The 17,470-nt window shown below is 71.4% G+C and carries 14 protein-coding genes; 11 read left to right on the top strand and 3 right to left on the bottom strand.

Translation table 11 applies throughout. The features are described from left to right. Positions 1–24 precede the first annotated feature (24 nt). The 7 genes from KME78_RS49035 to KME78_RS49005 all read left to right on the top strand — a co-directional run bounded on the left by KME78_RS49035 (position 25) and on the right by KME78_RS49005 (position 8,329). Positions 25–3,504, top strand: coding sequence for a WD40 repeat domain-containing serine/threonine protein kinase (locus tag KME78_RS49035; protein ID WP_219536875.1), 3,480 nt, complete (start codon positions 25–27; stop codon positions 3,502–3,504). A 2-nt stretch (positions 3,505–3,506) separates the two neighbouring features. Continuing rightward, on the top strand, positions 3,507–4,484 hold the full coding sequence (locus KME78_RS49030; protein ID WP_219536874.1) for a hypothetical protein: 978 nt from the start codon (positions 3,507–3,509) through the stop codon (positions 4,482–4,484). Positions 4,485–4,550: 66 nt separating this feature from the next. Next, positions 4,551–5,369 carry an ABC transporter permease gene (locus KME78_RS49025; protein ID WP_308127416.1) on the top strand — a complete coding sequence of 273 codons (819 nt, stop codon included), beginning with the start codon at positions 4,551–4,553 and terminating at the stop codon, positions 5,367–5,369. 32 nt (positions 5,370–5,401) lie between these two features. Continuing rightward, a complete protein-coding gene (locus KME78_RS49020) occupies positions 5,402–6,433 on the top strand; it encodes a taurine ABC transporter substrate-binding protein (protein WP_219536873.1) in 1,032 nt (343 codons plus the stop codon). Further along, on the top strand, positions 6,417–7,220 hold the full coding sequence (locus tag KME78_RS49015) for an ABC transporter ATP-binding protein (protein WP_219536872.1): 804 nt from the start codon (positions 6,417–6,419) through the stop codon (positions 7,218–7,220). The genes KME78_RS49020 and KME78_RS49015 overlap by 17 nt, the downstream gene beginning before the upstream one ends. A gap of 5 nt (positions 7,221–7,225) precedes the next feature. After that, positions 7,226–8,086 (top strand): TauD/TfdA dioxygenase family protein, encoded by an 861-nt coding sequence (locus KME78_RS49010; RefSeq protein WP_219536871.1) that lies wholly within the window; start codon positions 7,226–7,228, stop codon positions 8,084–8,086. A 27-nt stretch (positions 8,087–8,113) separates the two neighbouring features. Then, a complete protein-coding gene (locus tag KME78_RS49005) occupies positions 8,114–8,329 on the top strand; it encodes a hypothetical protein (protein ID WP_219536870.1) in 216 nt (71 codons plus the stop codon). Between the two features lie 36 nt (positions 8,330–8,365). Here the strand turns inward: KME78_RS49005 and KME78_RS49000 are convergent, their stop codons facing one another. The 3 genes from KME78_RS49000 to KME78_RS48990 all read right to left on the bottom strand — a co-directional run bounded on the left by KME78_RS49000 (position 8,366) and on the right by KME78_RS48990 (position 13,431). Beyond that, positions 8,366–10,678: a glycoside hydrolase family 43 protein gene (locus KME78_RS49000; protein WP_219536869.1), complete on the bottom strand. Its 2,313-nt coding sequence runs from the start codon at positions 10,676–10,678 to the stop codon at positions 8,366–8,368. Between the two features lie 32 nt (positions 10,679–10,710). Then, positions 10,711–11,916, bottom strand: coding sequence for an MFS transporter (locus KME78_RS48995; RefSeq protein WP_281429097.1), 1,206 nt, complete (start codon positions 11,914–11,916; stop codon positions 10,711–10,713). Positions 11,917–12,243: 327 nt separating this feature from the next. After that, positions 12,244–13,431, bottom strand: coding sequence for a CdaR family transcriptional regulator (locus tag KME78_RS48990; protein WP_219536868.1), 1,188 nt, complete (start codon positions 13,429–13,431; stop codon positions 12,244–12,246). A gap of 253 nt (positions 13,432–13,684) precedes the next feature. On the opposite strand from KME78_RS48990, the gene KME78_RS48985 reads away from it, so the two are divergent. Genes KME78_RS48985 through KME78_RS48970 form a run of 4 tightly spaced genes read left to right on the top strand, consistent with a single transcriptional unit; the run spans position 13,685 to position 17,215 of the window. Beyond that, positions 13,685–14,470, top strand: a complete 786-nt coding sequence (locus KME78_RS48985) for a substrate-binding periplasmic protein (protein ID WP_219536867.1) — start codon at positions 13,685–13,687, stop codon at positions 14,468–14,470. A gap of 14 nt (positions 14,471–14,484) precedes the next feature. Then, on the top strand, positions 14,485–15,198 hold the full coding sequence (locus tag KME78_RS48980; protein WP_219536866.1) for an amino acid ABC transporter permease: 714 nt from the start codon (positions 14,485–14,487) through the stop codon (positions 15,196–15,198). Next, positions 15,195–15,935, top strand: coding sequence for an amino acid ABC transporter ATP-binding protein (locus KME78_RS48975; protein ID WP_246653595.1), 741 nt, complete (start codon positions 15,195–15,197; stop codon positions 15,933–15,935). Before KME78_RS48980 ends, KME78_RS48975 begins: the two co-directional genes overlap by 4 nt. Further along, the gene (locus KME78_RS48970; RefSeq protein ID WP_219536865.1) at positions 15,932–17,215 is read left to right on the top strand and encodes an NAD(P)/FAD-dependent oxidoreductase; all 1,284 of its coding nucleotides are present in this window, start codon (positions 15,932–15,934) and stop codon (positions 17,213–17,215) included. Before KME78_RS48975 ends, KME78_RS48970 begins: the two co-directional genes overlap by 4 nt. Positions 17,216–17,470: the final 255 nt, after the last annotated feature.

Below are 17,470 nucleotides of genomic sequence, written 5' to 3'. Positions count from 1 at the left end.
TGATGCCGTTGCACCATCGTGGACATGCGTGCCCTCGTCCCTGGCGACCCGCGCCAGCTCGGTGAGTACTGGCTGGCGGGACGGCTGGGGGAGGGTGGGCAGGGTGTGGTCTACGAGGCGTACGACCCGGCCGGGCAGCGGGTGGCGATCAAGGTGCTGCATCCCGGGGCCGGGGCGGAGTTACGTCTCCGGTTCGCCAAGGAGGCCGCGGCGACGCGGCAGGTGTCGGCGTTCTGTACGGCCCGGGTGCTGTCGGTCCGGCTCGACGACCCCCGGCCGTACATCGTCAGCGAGTACGTCGGCGGTCCCAGCCTGCGCCGGGCCGTCGAGAGCGCCGGGCCGTACCGGCCGGACGACCTGCACCGGCTGGCCACCGGCATCGCCACCGCGCTGACCGCGATCCACGAGGCCGGGGTGATCCACCGCGACCTGAAGCCGGACAACGTGCTGATCGGCCCCGACGGGCCACGGGTGATCGACTTCGGGATCGCCAGGACGTCGGAGATGTCGCTCACCCCCACCGGGCAGAACGCCGGGACTCCGGCGTTCATGGCCCCCGAGAGCGTCATCGGCGAGCGCGCGGGCCCGGCCGTCGACATCTGGGCGTGGGGCGCGGTCGTCCTGTACGCGGCGACCGGCCGGGACCCGTTCACCGGCGAGAACCTGGCGGGCCTGCTGCACCAGATCCTCGCCGCCGTCCCCGACGTGTCCGGGCTGGCCGAGCCGCTGCGCACCCTGGTGACGGCGGCCCTGGCGAAGGACCCGGCCGACCGTCCCAGCTCACGCGGTCTGCTGCTGGCCCTGGTCGGCGGCCAGGACGTCACCCCGCGCGAAGACGGCGGCACCCGGGCGCTGCTGACCGAGGGCAGCCGGGCGGCCGAGGTGATCCGGCCGCCCGCCCGGCTCGCGCCGCCGCCCCTGGAACTGGTGGCCGAGCAGATCTACCGGCGGCTGCGGGGCACCGACCAGGCGGTCGTGCCGCAGATCATGCTGCGCCTGGTGATGCCCGGCGAGGGCGCCGAGGACATGCTGCGCAAGGTGCCGGCCGGCGAACTCGACGACGGTGTCGTCGACCCGCCCATGCTGGACCGGGTGCTGCTCGGGTTCACCCGGGCCGAGCTGGTGGTCCGCGACGACGACACGGTGTCGCTGGCCAACGCGGCGCTGCTGCGCGCCTGGCCGCGGATGCGCGGATGGATCGACGCCGACCGGGCCGGGCTGCGGATCCACCGCAGGCTCGGCGAGGCCGCCCAGCGATGGGACGCGCACGGGCGCCGTCCCGGCGACCTCTACCAGGGCGGCTCCCTTGAAGCCGCGCTGAGCTGGGCCGCGACGGGCCGCCAGCACGTGACGCTGAACCTGGTCGAGAACGCCTTCCTGGAGGCGGGCCTGGCCCACAGCCGGGTCCGGGCCCGCCGCCGGCGGCAGGTCATGGCGGCGCTGGCCACCATGCTGGTCATCGCGCTGGCCGCCACGGGCGTGGCCGCCGGGCAGCGGGCGGCGGCCGTACGGGAACGGGACATCGCGGTGGCCCGCAAGACCGCGATGCTCGCCGAGACGCTCCAGACCTCCGACCCCGTCAGGGCCATGCTGCTGAGCGTGGCGGCCTGGCGGATCGCCCCGGTCCAGGAGGCGCGGGCCGTCCTGTACAGCGCTCTCGCGCAGCGCGAGCTGACCGTGCTGCCGCCGCCGGCCGCCGGGGCGGACGCCCGTTTCGACCTCAGCGCCGACGGCCGCGTGCTGGCCGTCGCCGACGCGGGCCAGGTGACGCTGCGAGAGACCGGCCGGCCGGTCCGTACGGTCGCCGGAGTGGGTACGGATGTGCGCGCGATCGCCCTGAGCGGCGACCAGGCGAAGGTCGTGGTCTGCGGCCCCGACACGGTACGCGTATGGGACGTGGCGACGGGCCGGCCCGGACCGCGGATCGCCGGAACCGCGCTCGGCGCGACGCTCAGCCGTGACGGCCGGCTGCTGGGCCTGGCGACGACCGACGGCAGGGGCGAGGTCAGGGACGTCCGTACCGGCGAACGGGTCATGGGCACGCGGGACGAGCGGATCGACCGGATCACGATCTCCGACGACGACCGGTACGCCGCCGCCACCTTCACCGACGGCCGCTACGAGCTGTGGGAGCTGGGCTCGCGGCGTCGGATCCGGGGATCGGGCAGCGCGGTCGCCTTCGGGCCCGGGACGGCCGCGATCGCCACGGGCGGCGAGATCCGGCTGTGGGACCTGGCCGCCGGGCGGTTCCGCCGGGAGTCGCTCGTCGACGGCATCACGGCGGCCTGGCTGTCCTTCAGTGCCGACGGGCGGCTGCTCATCTCCTACGACCGCGCGGCCATCGCCATCTGGGACGTCGCGACGGGCGAGCCGACGCTGCACTACCCGCTGACCGACACCTCCGGCATGCCCTCGGCCCGGCTCGACGCCGGGCACACGCGGCTCAGCTACCTGCTGGGCAGGGGCGCGGTGGCGGTGCTTGACCTCACCATGGGCGTCCACGTGGCCGCTTCGGCGAGCGCGGCGGCGTTCGACCGCGCGGGACGGTTCGCCGCGCTGCAGACCGAGCGTGGCCTGGTGCTGTGGGACGTCGCCGCCGGCCGATCGCTGGGCCCGCTCGACCACCGGGATTCCGCTGCCAGCACCGCCACCACCGACGCCGACGCCGACGGTGCGTACGCGCTGGCGTTCAGCCCCGACGGGCGGACGCTGGCGGCCGGATCGGACGGGACGACCACGGTCACCCTGTGGGACGTGGCGAGCCGGACCGAGACCGCGCGGCTGCCGATCGGCGGCCGGCAGTACATCGACGGCCTGGCCTTCAGCCCCGACGGCCGGACCCTGGTCGTGGCGCCCGCCAGAGGCCGGGCCGAACGGTGGGACGTACGCCGCGCTCAGCGGCTGCCCGACCTGCCCCGGGACGGGTTCGACGCGATGGCCGTCCGCCCCGACGGCAAGACCTTGGTGATCGGCGGCAGCGATGCCGCCCTCATCGACCTCGCCGCCGGGAACGTCATCCGCGACAGGCCCTTCGGCGGCAGCGTCGACGGGGTCCGCTCGCTGGCCTACTCCCCGGACGGTTCGACGATCGCGGTCGGCTTCCGGCAGCTCGGCGTCGACCTGTGGGACGGGCTCGGCCGCCGTCAGCTCGGACGGCTGGCGCCCGGACGCGGTGAGTTCGACACGGTCATGGCGATCGCCTTCCACCCGGCCGGCGCCATCCTGGCCACCGGTGGCAGCAGCGGCCGGGTCCAGCTGTGGGACGTGGCGGCCCGCACGGCCCTGGGGGACTCCTTCAAGGCGCACGCCGGCGGGGTGCTGACCCTGGGGTTCTCCGGCGACGGCCGGCGCCTGCTCAGCATCGGGGACGACGGCACGATTCACGATATCCCGGTCGATCCCGCCGCGGCCGTGGCCCGAATCTGCGCCCGCGCGGGCGTCGGCCTGGCCCAGGCCGACTGGGAGAGGTTCATTCCCGAGATCTCCTTCAGAGAGGTGTGCTGACCATGGCGACCCCGAGAACGACCCCGCGGACGATCCTGTGGAAGCTGCTGCGCGATGACGGCCTCATCGAGTCCGTCGACATCACGCCGGTCCCCGTGGTCTCCGGCGCGCCGCTGGCCGTCGAGGTCGCGACCTCCGGCGTACGCGACCTGCGAGGTGTCCTGCGCGGCCCCGGCGGAGAGCGGGAGAAGCTCTTGTTCGAACGCGTCGAGAGCGGCGAGTTCGGCGACCTGTGGCGGGCGGAGAGCGTGGTGAAGGCCACGGGAACCTGGCGGGTGCGCGTCGGCGCCCGCTGTGACGACGTCGAGGACACCTTCACCGTGGCGACCGAGTCCGAGGCGGGCATGGAGACGCAGATCGACGGGTTCGGCCTTTCCCCCGATCCGGTCCGCGAGGGCGACGAGCTGACCTTCACCGGTGTCCTGCGAGCCGACATCGGGGACATCAGCGGCCTGCCCATCCTGCTGGAGTTCCGCGAGGACGACGAGTTCGCGTGGACCGAGATCACCCGCACGTACACCGGGAGGGAAGGGGACTTCACCGCCGTCGTGATCGCGCGGAACTCCGGCTTCTGGCGGGCGGAGTTCCCCGGCTCCGACACGAGAGACACGGGGAGAGGGCAGTCCGCCGACGCCGAGGCACTGCGCGGCTCACGCAGCGTCCAGCGGCACTCGACGGTGGAGAAGGCGGGCCTGTACCAGGTGTCTCACACGGTCAACGACCAGTCGGTCTCGAAGAACACGAACGTCCGGCACACCGGGAAGGTACAGAAGCGCGACAACGTCAACGCGCCGTGGACCAAACTCAACAACGAGCGGGTCGAGCTGCTCTTCAACGGATCCGGCACCAACCGCAAGGACACCACCAAGGGCATGGGCAGATACCAGATCGACGCCAAGGCGGCGAACACCGGTACGTGGGGAGTGAAGATCACCAGCTCCGCCAACCAGTTCGCGGAGATCAGAGTGACCGTCAGCTGAGAGGCCCGGGATCGCCTGGAGAGCAGCGGCTTGCCATAAATCCCTATAAATTGGTAGGAAATACATGTGTACCGAAAATCCCCGGACAAGCCGCTGTCGCGCCGTCGGGCGGCCCCGCGGTTCGCGGTGCGTACGATCGCCGTCCTCGCCCTGCTCGGCCTGTGGCAGGCCGTCGCCATGGCGCTCGACAACCCGTCCTTCATCCCCGCCCCGAAAGCGGTATGGGACCGGCTCCTGCTGCTGTCCACGACGCACGACGGCATCCGCGGCTACAGCGGCAGCCTCCTGATCGAGCATCTGGGAGTGAGCCTGCGCCGCATCCTCATCGGCTCCGCGATCGGCGTGGCGGGCGGGCTCGTCCTGGGGGTCGTCCTCGGGACGGTGCCCTGGATCCGCATCGTGGCGGAACCGGTGGTCACCTTCGTGCGGGCACTGCCGCCGCTGGCGTACTTCAGCCTGCTCATCATCTGGTTCGGCATCGACGAGACGCCCAAGCTGTGGCTGCTGGCCATCGCGGCGCTGCCGCCGGTCGCGGTGGCCACCGCCGCCGCCGTCCACGGCGCGCCGACTGACCTGGTCGAAGCGGCCAAGGCGCTGGGCGCCTCGCGGCGGCACGTCATCCAGGACGTGGTGCTGCCCAGCGCGCTGCCGGAGATCTTCACCGGCGTCCGCCTGGCCGTCGGCATCGCGTACTCGTCCGTGGTCGCCGCGGAGACCGTCAACGGAGTGCCGGGCATCGGCGGCATGGTCAGGGACGCCCAGCGTTACCTGCAGACCGACGTCGTGGTCGTGGGGTTGTTCGCCATCGGCATCTCGGGCCTGCTCATCGACGGCCTCCTGCGCGTCGCCGAAAAGCGGCTCATCCCCTGGAGGGGTCGGTCTTGACCATCATCCACAGCCCCAAAAGGAAGCGCTTCATGTCACGACTCCTGCTCTCCCTCGTTCTGATCGCCGCTCTGGCCGGATGCGGCAACGGGACCGCGTCCGCGGGAGGCGGCGGCGGGGCGAAGGCCAAGACCATCCGCATCGCCTATCAGGCGTTCCCCAGCGGCGACCTCATCGTGAAGAACAAGAAGTGGCTGGAGCAGGCACTACCCGGCTACGCCATCCAGTGGACCAAGTTCGACTCCGGTGCCAGCATCAACACCGCCTTCGTCGCGAAGAGCGTGGACATCGCCGCCATCGGTTCGAGCCCGGTCGCGCGCGGGCTGTCGGCTCCGTTGAACATCCCGTACCAGGTGGCGTTCGTGCTGGATGTGGCCGGTGACAACGAGGCGCTGGTCGCCAGGAACGGCAGCGGCATCTCGTCGGTGAAGGACCTGCGCGGCAAGAAGGTCGCCACGCCCTTCGCCTCCACCGCCCACTACAGCCTGCTGGCCGCGCTGAGCCAGGCGGGCGTGCCCGAGTCGGCGGTGAACCTCATCGACCTCGAACCGCAGGACATCGTGGCCTCCTGGGCCCGCGGTGACATCGACGCCGCCTACACCTGGCTGCCGAGCCTGAAGGAGCTGAAGAAGACCGGCAAGACCCTGATCAGCAGCCGCGAACTGGCCACGGCCGGTAAGCCCACGCTGGACCTCGGCGTGGTGTCCACCGCGTTCGTCGAGGCGCACCCGGACGCGGTCGACGCCTGGCGCAAGGTCGAGGCCAAGGCCCTCCAGCTGATCGCCGACGACCCCGGCGCGGCGGCCCAGTCCGTGGCCGCCGAGCTGAACCTGGCAGCAGACGACGCCAAGGACCAGCTCAGCCAGGGAGTCTTCCTCAAGCCGGCCGACCTGGCGACCGCCGAATGGCTGGGCACGCCGGACAAGGTCGGCGGCCTGGCCCAGAACCTGGTCGGCGCCGCCCAGTTCCTCAAGGACCAGCAGAAGATCGACGCCGTCCCCGACCTGGCGACCGTGCAGCGGGCCATCTACAACAAGGGGCTTCCCGATGTCCTCGCCCCCTGACCTCGACCGCGCGACCGCCGTACACGCGCACGAAGTCGAGCACGTGTACGGCGGCGGCCGCGACGCCGTGACCGCCCTGGGGCCCCTCTCGCTCGACGTCCCGCAGGGCTCGTTCCTCGTGATCGTCGGCGCCTCGGGCTGCGGCAAGAGCACCCTGCTGCGGCTGATCGCCGGCTTCGAGCAGCCCACCTCCGGCACCGTACGGACCGGCGACGACCGGCCCGTGCCCGGAAGGGGCGCCGGCATCGTCTTCCAGCAACCCCGGCTGTTCCCCTGGAAGAGCGTGGGCGGCAACATCGAGCTGGCTCTGCGGTACGCGGGTGTGCCCCGCGAGGAGCGCGCCCGCCAGATACCGGAACTCCTGCGGCGAGTGGGTCTGCACGACGTCGCGCACCGCCGGATCTGGCAGATCTCCGGCGGCCAGCAGCAACGCGTCGCCATCGCCAGGGCACTGGCAGGCGACAACCCGCTCCTGCTGCTCGACGAGCCGTTCGCCGCGCTGGACGCGCTCACCCGCGAGCGGCTTCAGGAGGACCTGCGCCGGGTGAGCGCGGAGACCGGCCGCACCTCGGTGTTCGTCACGCACAGCGTCGAGGAGGCCGTGTTCCTGGGCAGCCGCGTCGTGGTGCTCACCAGGAGACCGGGCCGGATCGCGCTCGACCTCGACATCCCGCTGCCCCGTACCGGTCTGGAGCCCGACGAGCTCCGCGCCCTGCCCGAATACGCCGCTCTGCGCGCCACGGTCAGCCAGGCCGTACGCACCGCCGCCGCCCTCACAGGAGAGTGATCCACATGTCCACCCGAACCGCAGCCAAGCTCACCCTGAACCCGCTCGGACCCCACTTCGGCGCCCAGGTCGAAGGGCTCGACCTGGCCGACGCCCACGACGACGACCTGGTCGCCGTACGAGCCGCGCTCACCGAGAAGAAGGTGCTCTTCTTCCGCGGCCAGCACCTCGACGACGACGGCCAGGTGGCACTCGGCCGGCGCCTGGGTGAGCTGACCGCCTCCCACCCGGTCGTCGGCGGCGTGGACGAGGCGCATCCGGAGATCTACGCGCTCGACAGCGCCGACAACGGCTTCGCCGACATCTGGCACACCGACGTCACCTTCATGCCCCGCCCGCCGCTCGGCTCGATCCTGCGCGCCGTCATCCTGCCCCCGACCGGTGGCGACACGAGCTGGGCCGACAGCCAGCTCGCCTACGACTCCCTGTCCGCTCCGGTCCGCGAGCTGGCCGACCAGCTCACCGCCGTACACGACGGCAACCGGGAGTTCGGCTACTACCTGGCCCAGCGCCGCGGCGGCAAGGGCAGCGTCTGGGACGGCGACGTCGTCACCCGGCTGGACCCGGTGGAGCACCCCGTCGTCCGCGTACACCCGGAGACCGGCCGCAAGGGCATCTTCGTCAACCCGGGCTTCACCTCGCACATCGTCGGCGTCTCCGAGGCGGAGAGCCGTGGCATCCTGGACCTCCTCTACGCCCACCTCACCAAGCCCGAGCACATCGTTCGCCATCGCTGGAGCGCCGGCGACATCGCCATGTGGGACAACCGCAGCACCGCTCACTACGCCAACCGCGACTACGGCACCGCCCACCGCGTCATGCACCGCATCACCCTGGGCGGAGACATCCCCGTCGGCCCCGCCTGACCCGTGGCCGCTGGCACAATACGGACAATGAACTGCACTCAGTGCGATGGAACGGACCTCGAGCCGGGCTTCATCGAGGACAAAGGCGAAGGATCCCAGGGGTACGGGCGGTGGATCCAGGGTGCGCTGGAGCGCGGCCTGTTCGGCGGGGCCAAGCGCATGGGGAGAGCCGTCTGGATCATCGAAGCCTTCCGCTGCACCCGCTGCTCGCATCTCGAACTGTTCGTACGCCCCAGGGACTGACCCCGCGCCGCCACGGGACCCGCCGACCCCGTGGGTTCAGCCGCCGTAGGTCCTGACGTAGTCGAACCGGGCCACGGCGCCCGACCTGTTCATCGAGACCAGGCCGATCTTGAGCCGGTCCTTGGCAGGCAGGGTCCACACGCCGTTGTACACCCAGTGCGCGCCGTCTCTGCTGGTCGCGGCACGAACCTCGGTCTCGCCGTTGGCGGTGTCGGCGTGGTGGGACAGCCGCAGCCACATCGTGTCGGCGGTCGGCCCGCCGAACATCGGGCCGTTGAAGATCGCGGTCGGCGGGGTGGTCGTCGGCCGCTCCCCTTCCTTGGCGAACTCGCTGAGCTGGACCACCGCCCCGTTGCCCCGCTGCAGCGGGACCACCGAGTGCACCATCTTGAAGTAGCGGTCGTCATTCTCGTACAGCAGGATCCCGGCCTGCTGGGAGGACTGAGCAGGAGCGAAGTCGATCTTCGTCTCCACCGTGTAGTCGCCCTCCGGCGCGTCCCGCAGTAGCACCGAGGCGGTGTTGGTGCCCTGGAACAGCTCAGCGTTCTGGGTCGGCCAGGACAGCGCGCCGCCGGTCATGGTGACGCCGGCCGCCGGGCCGCGTACCCACTGCCAGGGCGAGCCGGGGACGGTGTCGCCGTCGAACTCGTCGCTGTAGGCGGGCAGCAGATCACCCGGCCGGGGGTCAGGCACCCGCTCGGTGACGGGGGTGTACAGCTTCGCGGCCCCGACGTTGTCGGCGTCGGCGCTGCCGCGCGCGACCGCGCCGACCGCGCCGTGGCGGGCCGCGGCCGCCGGCAGGCGGCGCGTCTGCTCGGCGACCGGGTCACCGAGCCGGTCGGCGCTCACCTGGACGGTCAGCTCGGTGCCGCGCAGCTCGGCCACCACGCTGTGCCAGGTGCCGAAGTCGAACCCGGCCGGCAGCGCCGTGACCGACCTGCCGCGGCTCCTGCCGCCGATGAGCACGTCGGTGACCAGCGCGCGGCGGTCCCGGTCCAGCCAGGCCACCACGTTGTTCTCGCGGTTGACGTGGGCGAAGGTGAGTCCGGCGGCGCCGGCGGTGACGCGTAGGTCCGCCTGCGCCCGTACGCCGGCGGTGGGTGCCTTCTCCGCGGTCACCAGGTACGCGGGCTCGGTGGTGCTTCCGGTGTGGCTCGCGTACCCGCCCGCGTCCTGGTCGGTTCGGACGGACCAGCCTCGCGCGGCCCGCCAGCCGGTCAGGGAACCGTTGTCGAACATGCCGCCGGTGTCGAAGGAGGTCACCGGCGCGGGCTGGTCGCCTTCGGAGGGTCCGGCTCCGGCGCGTACCACCGGCCAGCCGTCGATCCAGTCCAGCCGGTCGATCAGCAGCGGGCGCTTGCTCAGGCCCGCGAGCCGGCCGCCGCCGATCGGCGGGAAGTCGGGGTCGTCCTTCGAGATGCCGTGGTAGACGAGCCAGTCCTGACCGGACAGGTCGGTCTGGAAGCCGCTGTGGCCCGGCCCGGCCCAGCGGTTGCCGTTGGCGCCGACCACGATGGCGCCCTTGCTGGTCAGGCTCATCAGGTCGACGCCCTCGTCGTCCACGAACGGACCCCACGGGCTGGTGGAACGGCCGGCCTTGACCTGGTAGCCGCTGTAGGAGCCCTGGCAGCAGCCGGCGTCGGAGTAGAACAGGTAGTAGAAGGCTCCGTGCCGGACGACGTACGCGCCTTCCATCCGGCGCCCCCTGGCCACCTGGGTCGCCGCGCCCTCGATGCGGGTGGCGTCGGCGTTCATCTTCGCGACGCAGACGACGTCGTAGCTTCCCCAGTACATGTACGGGGTGCCGTCGATGTCGGTGAACTGCGCCTGGTCGATGTTGCCCGTGGGGCAGCCGGTCGAGGACGGCAGCACGTCGCCCGCGTCGGTCCACGGCCCGGTCGGCGTCGGTGCCGTCGCCAGGCCGAGGTCACCGCCGTTGGAGGACACCGAGTAGTAGAGGTAGTACTTGCCGTCGATGTACCTGATATCCGGCGCCCAGAGCCGTGCGGCGTTGTGCCAGGCGGGCTGGGTCTCCGGGGTGAAGACCTGCCCGGCGTACTCCCAGCGCACCATGTCCCGGGAGCGCAGGATCGGCAGAATCCGCTCGCCGTCCTCGCCCTTGCTGTTGAACACCGGGTTCTGGGTGCCGTAGGCGTTCCAGAACCCGTCCTTGCCGTGGATCATCGTCGGGTCGGGGAAGGTGTCGACCACCCCCGCCGACACCGGGTTGGCGTACGTGCTCGGCGCCCGCGCCGCCTCCGCCGGTGGGCCGATGACCAGCCCGGACAGCAGAGCGGTGACGCCGAGGACCCGGCTGAGCCGCGACAAAGGATCATGGATGAGGGGCATGCCGCAGAGTCTGTCGACGCCTAATTTTTCCGTCAATAATCCGTAAAAATGTCGTCTTTCCGGTCGGGCTCATGAAGGTGGGGCATTCCCCTGACCAGGAGGAGAGCGGGCGGTACGACGAGTACGATGCCCGCGGCCGTGGCGAGGACGGCCGCGGTGCTCGTCAGCTCCGCCAACGGCCCGGTCAGCGCCTGGCCGAAGGGCAGCAGCCCGAAGCCGCACAGCCAGGCGAACGAGGTCATCCGCCCGATGAGCTGGTCGGGGATGGCCCGCTGCAGGGCCACCTCCCAGTGGATGGCGTAGATCTCGACGCCCGCTCCGGCGATCACGTACGCGACCAGGATGGGGAGCGGAGAGGTGGCGAGCAGGAGCGAGAGCGGCGCCGCGGCGTACAACGCCATGCACACCATGGCCAGCACCCCGACGGCTCTGGGCCGCCACGCCATCGTGATCAGCCCGCCGATGAGGCCGCCGACGCCGTAACACGTGAGGGCGAGCCCGTACACGGCGGGCGACCCGAACCTCGTCGTGCTCACGACCGGCAGCAGGACCTGTGCGGGCGCCAGGACGAACATGAGGCTGACCGACGAGAAGATCAGGATGGCCAGCACCCAGGGACGCCGCCGCGCCTCGGCCACGCCGGTCCTGATGTCACCGGCGAACGAGGTGCGGGGCCCGGGAGTCCAGCGCGGCTCCCTGATCCGCCAGAACACCACGGCCGCCACCGCGAACACGGCCACGGTGATCCCGTAGGCGGCGCGCGTCCCGGTGGCGGCGACCAAGGCCACGCACAGGGCGGGCCCCACCATGATGCCGGTACGGATCGAGACCGCGATCAGGGACCGGCCGGACATCCGTTCGTCCTCCGCGAGGACGCCCCGGAGTATCGCGTTGAAGGCGGGCCGGATGAACGCCTCGGTGACTCCGGCGATGAAGATGACCACCGCGGCGCTCCAGATCGGCAGGCCGGGGGCCAGTGCCAGCGCGGCGACCACGACGGCCAGGACCCCGTACGCGGCCATCATGATCTGCCGTCGCGGCAGCCGGTCGGCCCACACGCCGCCGATCGGCAGGAAGATCACCAGGGCGACGCCGCGGACGGCGAGCACCAGCCCGAGCGACGAGGCGTCACCCCCGGCGCCGAGCACCGAAACGGTGATCGCGACGGCGAACATCTGCTCGCCCATCACCGAGGCCGTCTGGCTCAGCAGGAGCAGCCGGAACCGGGCGTTGGCCAGGGCCCTGACATCGATGAGAATCGTCTCTCCTGGGGGGTCGTGGAACGGTGACCGGCGGCCCCAGTGAGGCGGCCGGCACCCGTGCGGCCTTCGACGACATGGGGCAGGACAGCTCCACGGCGACCACCGAAGTCAACCGGTTCTGGGCGCGGCATTGGGGAGATTTCGTCAACGGCGGATATTCCCGTCCCAAGATCGTCGACGGTTACTCCCGTTCCGGCAAGCTCCCGCCCTGCTGCGGCGACCACGGCACTCCGGCGCAGCGGCTGTCGGCCTTCAACAGGGGCGCCGACGGCGGAGTGGACGGCTGCCTGATTGATCGATCGCTCAGGGCTCTATCTGGTCGGCCACGCAGGCCAGGTACAGGGCCAGGCGGGCCCGGTGATCGTCGGCCGGCCGGCCGGACAGCTGGGAGATCTTGTCCAGGCGGTAGAGCAGCGTGTTGCGGTGGATGTTCAGCGCGGCCGCGGCCCGGACGAGGTTGCAGCCGCTCTCGCAGTACGCGATGACGGTCTGGCGCAGCACCGGCCAGTCGGGACGGGCCCGCAGCCCGGCGATGGAGAGGCCGGCGAAGCGCGCGCGTGCCCTGCGCGGCGCCGCGGCCAGCAACTGGTGGACCCGCAGGTCGCCGATGGAGTGGACCGGCGCGTCGGACTGGACGCGCGGCCCGAGGCGCAGCGCGGTGGCCGCGTCCTGGTAGGAGTCGTGCAGCCCAGGGACCGAGTCGGCCGCGACGCCGAGGCCGATCGCGACCCGGAGCCCGATCCGCTGGCGGATGTGGTCGGCCAGCGGCAGGCAGAGGGATCGCAGATCGGTGCCGGCGGGCCGGCGGGGGAGCGCGGCGAACCGGCTGGAGGTCATCGCGGCCACGAGGTCCTGGGCACCGGAGAACGTCTCGCGGATGGCCCGGAGCAGCATCGACCGGGTGCCCGATCCGTCGGGGCTCGGCACGCCCTCGCCGAGCCCCGACGGCGCGCCCTCGCCGACGTCGATGATCACCGCGGTCCGCTCCGCCCGCAGGTTGTAGCCGAGCTCGCCGGCCCGCGCGACGAGATCTTCGGGATTGATCACGTCGGGGTCGAACTGCGCGATGTCGCGGAGCAGGTCCTCCACCGTCCGCTCCAGCACCAGCCGGGAGCGCAGCCGCATCGACTCCTGCAGCATGATCTCCGTCTGCCGCTTGACCACCAGCCCGAATCGCTGGACCCGGGCGGGGGAGCCGGTGATGCCGACCGTGCCCAGCGCCCGGCCGTCGATGATGATCGGCAACGTGATCCCGGGCCGCACCCCCCGCAGCCGGCGAGCCTGCTCCGCGGAGTGCGCCGCGGACTTCAGGGTGCGCATGACCTCCACCGACGCCTCGTGGAACGAGCCGATGCGGCGCGTGTCGCCGCTGCCGATGACCACGCCGTCCGGATCGGTGATCAGCACGTTGAAGCCGATGATGTCGCTGGTGTCACCGGCGATCCCCTGGGCGAGCGTGGGCGTGAGGACCGGTGGCCAGGGCTGAGACATACATCCACCTCTATCGTGCGGATCGTACGACAACACGCCGAGATATCCCGCTAACTATGAATTTATCGTCCAATGACGTGCGAGTGAAGCTCGTCTACGGTGGGCGCAATACGAGTTCTGGGGGATATATCGGAAAGAGGTCGCCATGAGGCGGAAAAGCGGCGTTATAGTCGCATTGATCACGATTACCGCCCTGGCAGGGTGTGGATCTGACAAACCTGTCGCAAACTCCTACAACACCATCGAACCGGGCGTGCTCAAGGTCGCCGTCCAGCCGTACATGCCCTACACAGCGGTCCGCGGCCAGGACCTCGTCGGCATCGACAGCGAGATCCTCCAGGCCGTCGCGAAGAAGCTCAACCTGAAGCTCGAACCCCAGGTCACCGACTTCAGCGGGATGCTCGGCAACGTGCAGGCCCGCCGGGTCGACATCTCCATCGGCGGCATCGCGTGGTCGAAGGAGCGGCAGGCGCAGGGCCTGTTCACCGACCCGCCCTACTACTCGCCGCCGGCGATGGCGGTGCACGGCGACAAGCAGTACGCCACGGTCGCCAACCTCGAAGGACTCCCGCTCGGCACCGTGACGGGCTACGTCTGGGTGAAGTCGATCGAGGCCATCCCCGGAGCCAAGCTGCACGCCTACCCCGACGCGCAGGGCGTCTTCAACGACCTGTCCGCCGGCCGCATCCAGGTGGGCTTCCTCGACCCGCTGCTGATCATCTACACCCAGCAGAAGCGCCCTGACATGCGGTTCAGCACCCGCTACCTCACCGCGCCGACCGATGACGAGGTCAAGAAGCAGGCGGCCTACGAATACCTGCGGCCGTACATGACCAGCTTCTACATCCCCAAGGAGGAGCCCAAGCTGGAGCAGGCCGTGTCCCAGGCGATCAGAGGCATGTACGCCAACGGCGAGATGGCCGCGCTGATCAAGAAGTACGGCGGCGACGCCCAGCAGTTCCTCAAGCCCTCACCCTGGATGGCCCAGCAGCGGCGCGGCGTCGATCGCCCGGCCGGCTGGCAGCCTCCCAGCCTGTAAGACGGAGGCGCGACGTGTTCAAGGTTCCCTGGTCCGACTACACCGACGCGCTCCTGCAGGGGCTGCTGCGCACCGTGGAGTACGCGGCACTGGGCTTCGCGGGAGCGGTCGTGCTCGGGCTGCTCCTCGCGCTCATGCGGCTGAGCAGGTCGCGCCTGGTGCGGCTGCCCGCCTCGATCTACACCGAGGTCTTCAAGAACATCCCGTTGCTGGCGATCATCTTCGTCACCTACTTCGGGCTGACCTCGATCGGCGTGCGGTTGGGCGCGATCGAGGCGGGCGCGCTCAGCCTGGTGGTCTTCTACGCCGCCTACCTGTCGGAGATCTTCCGCTCCGCGCTCGCCGGGGTGGACGGCGGCCAGCGGGAGAGCGCCCAGGCCCTGGGCATGAGCCCGCTCGGCACGTTCACCCACGTGATCTTCCCGCAGGCGCTCAGGCTCGCCCTGCCCGGCACCAACACGATGCTGGTGGACCTGCTGAAGTCCACCTCGCTGCTGGTGACGATCTCGGCGGCCGAGCTCATGACCCAGGCGCAGCTCATCACGTCGGACACCTTCAGGGCGCTGGAGGTCTACCTCGTCATCGCGGCGATCTACTTCGCGCTCTGCTATCCGCTGTCGCAGGCGCTGCTCTGGCTGGAACGGCGGGTCAGGGCGGGCTCGCCGCTGCTCATGGGCAGGCGTCGCCGCCTGCGCAAGGCCCGCGCGTTGCTGGGAGAGGCTTCATGACACCGCTGGTGAGAATCGACGGGCTGACCAAGTCCTTCGACGGCCGCCGGGTGCTCGACGATGTCGGCCTGGAGGTACGGCCGGGCGACATCGTGAGCATCCTGGGCCAGAGCGGCGGCGGCAAGAGCACGCTGCTGCGCTGCGTCAACCTGCTGGAACGACCGGACGCGGGCATCATCGAGCTGGCCGGCGAGCGGATCCACCCGGCGGCCGGCGACCTGGCCAGGCTGCGCCAGCGCGTCGGCATGGTCTTCCAGCGCTTCCATCTCTTCCCGCACCTGACGGCCGTGGAGAACGTGGTGCTCGCGCAGATGAAGGCGGCCGGCATCGGCGAGGACGAGGCGGTGGCGACGGCCGTACACCTGCTGCGCAGGGTGGGACTGGCGCACCGCGCGCTCGCCTTCCCCGGGCAGATGTCCGGCGGCGAGCAGCAGCGGGTCGCCATCGCCCGGGCGCTCGCGCTCAAGCCGGCGGTGCTGCTGTTCGACGAGCCCACCTCGGCCCTCGACCCCGAGTCGACCGGCGAGGTGCTGCGCGTCATGCGTACCCTCGCCGACGACGGCATGACCATGCTGATCGTCACGCACGAGGTTCCCTTCGCCAGGGAGGTCTCCGACTGGGTGGCCTTCCTCGACCGGGGCCGCATCGTGGAGGAGGGGCCGCCGCAGAAGGTGCTCGACGACCCTCGGGAGGCGCGGACGAGAGCCTTCCTCACCTCCTACGGGCCGGCACGGTGAGCGCGCCGCCCGTGGTCGTGATCGGCGGCGGCGCGGTCGGCCTCTGCACGGCCTTCTACCTGCGCCGGCAGGGCATGGAGGTGCACGTCGTCGACCGAGGTCCCGTCGGTGGCGGCTCCTCGCGCGGCAACGCGGGCTGGGTCTGCCTGAGCCACTCCGCGCCGGTGCCCGCGCCCGGCGTCGTCAGGTACGCCGTCAGCTCGCTCGGCCGTCCTGACTCTCCGTTGTACGTGCGGCCACAGGCGACGCTGGCGTTCGCCCGTTGGCTGCTGATGTTCCGGCGGAGCAGCACCAGACAGGCGTTCGAGCGGGGGTACGCCGCCGTCGCCCGCTTCGCCGAGCCCGCCTTCGACCGCTACGGCGAGCTGGCGGCGGCCGGGGTCGACACGACCCTGACCCGGCCCGGCCTGGTACACGCGTTCACCTCGATGGAGGAGGCCACGCGCTTCCACCGCACCCAGCGCGCCATGACGTGGGCCGGGTACGACGTGCCCGCCGACATCCTCACCGGCCGGGACCTGCTGGACCTCGATCCCGCGCTCGGCGGCAAGGTCACGGCGGGCTACCGGGTGCGCGGGGAGGGCGTGCTCGACCCGACGGCCTTCGTCGAGTCGCTCGCCGCCCACCTGCGCAAGGACGGGGTGGGCATCACCGAGCACGCGGCCGTGCGGGGGTTCCGCGTGCGCGGCGGTCAGGTGGCCGCGTTGCGGATGTCCGAAGGCGATCTCGACTGCTCCGCCGTGGTGGTGGCCGCCGGGTCCTGGTCGGCCGACCTGCTGCGCGGCCTGGGCATGCGGATGCCGCTGCAGGCGGGCAAGGGCTACAGCTTCTCGGTCGACCTCGACCCCGCCCCCGAGCACCCCCTGTACCTCGGGGACAAGCACGTCGCGGTCTCGCCCATCGCGGGCAGCACCCGCATCGCGGGGACGATGGAGCTCAGCGGCAACAACCGGCGCCTCGACTGGCGGCGCGTGGTGGCCATCGCCCGCGCCAGCCGCGACTACCTCGGCCCGTGGTACGACACGCCCGACGACCTGATGGCGCTCATCCGCGACCCCTGGGTGGGCGGGCGGCCCATGCTCCCCGACGGGCTGCCCGTGCTCGACCGGGTCCCCGGCACGCCCAACGCCTACGCGGCCACCGGGCACGGGATGCTCGGCATCACCCTCGCCCCGGCGAGCGGCCGGGCGATGGCCGACTACGTCGCCACCGGCCATCGCCCGGCCGAGCTCGAGCCCTTCCGCGCCGACCGGCCACCCCTCCGCACCACCCGTCGATAGCGAACGCCCCGCACCCCCGTGGACCGCACTCCCCGGGACCGTGGGACCACCCTCTCGGGACCGCCTTCCCGGGACCGCACCCCCCTGGGACACACCCCCCGGGACCGCACCCCCCTGGGACACGCCACCGGGACCGCACCTCCCGGGACCGCACCCCCTGGGACACGCCACCGGGACCGCACCTCCCGGGACCGCACCTCCCGGGACCGCGCCCCTTGGGACCGCACCCCCGGACTGCGGTCCGAAAGATCTCCC

The organism is Nonomuraea guangzhouensis (assembly GCF_019396345.1).
Taxonomy (GTDB): domain Bacteria; phylum Actinomycetota; class Actinomycetes; order Streptosporangiales; family Streptosporangiaceae; genus Nonomuraea; species Nonomuraea guangzhouensis.
The sequence above is the reverse complement of the archived record's forward strand: the minus strand, read 5'-3'. Positions and strand labels throughout refer to the sequence as shown.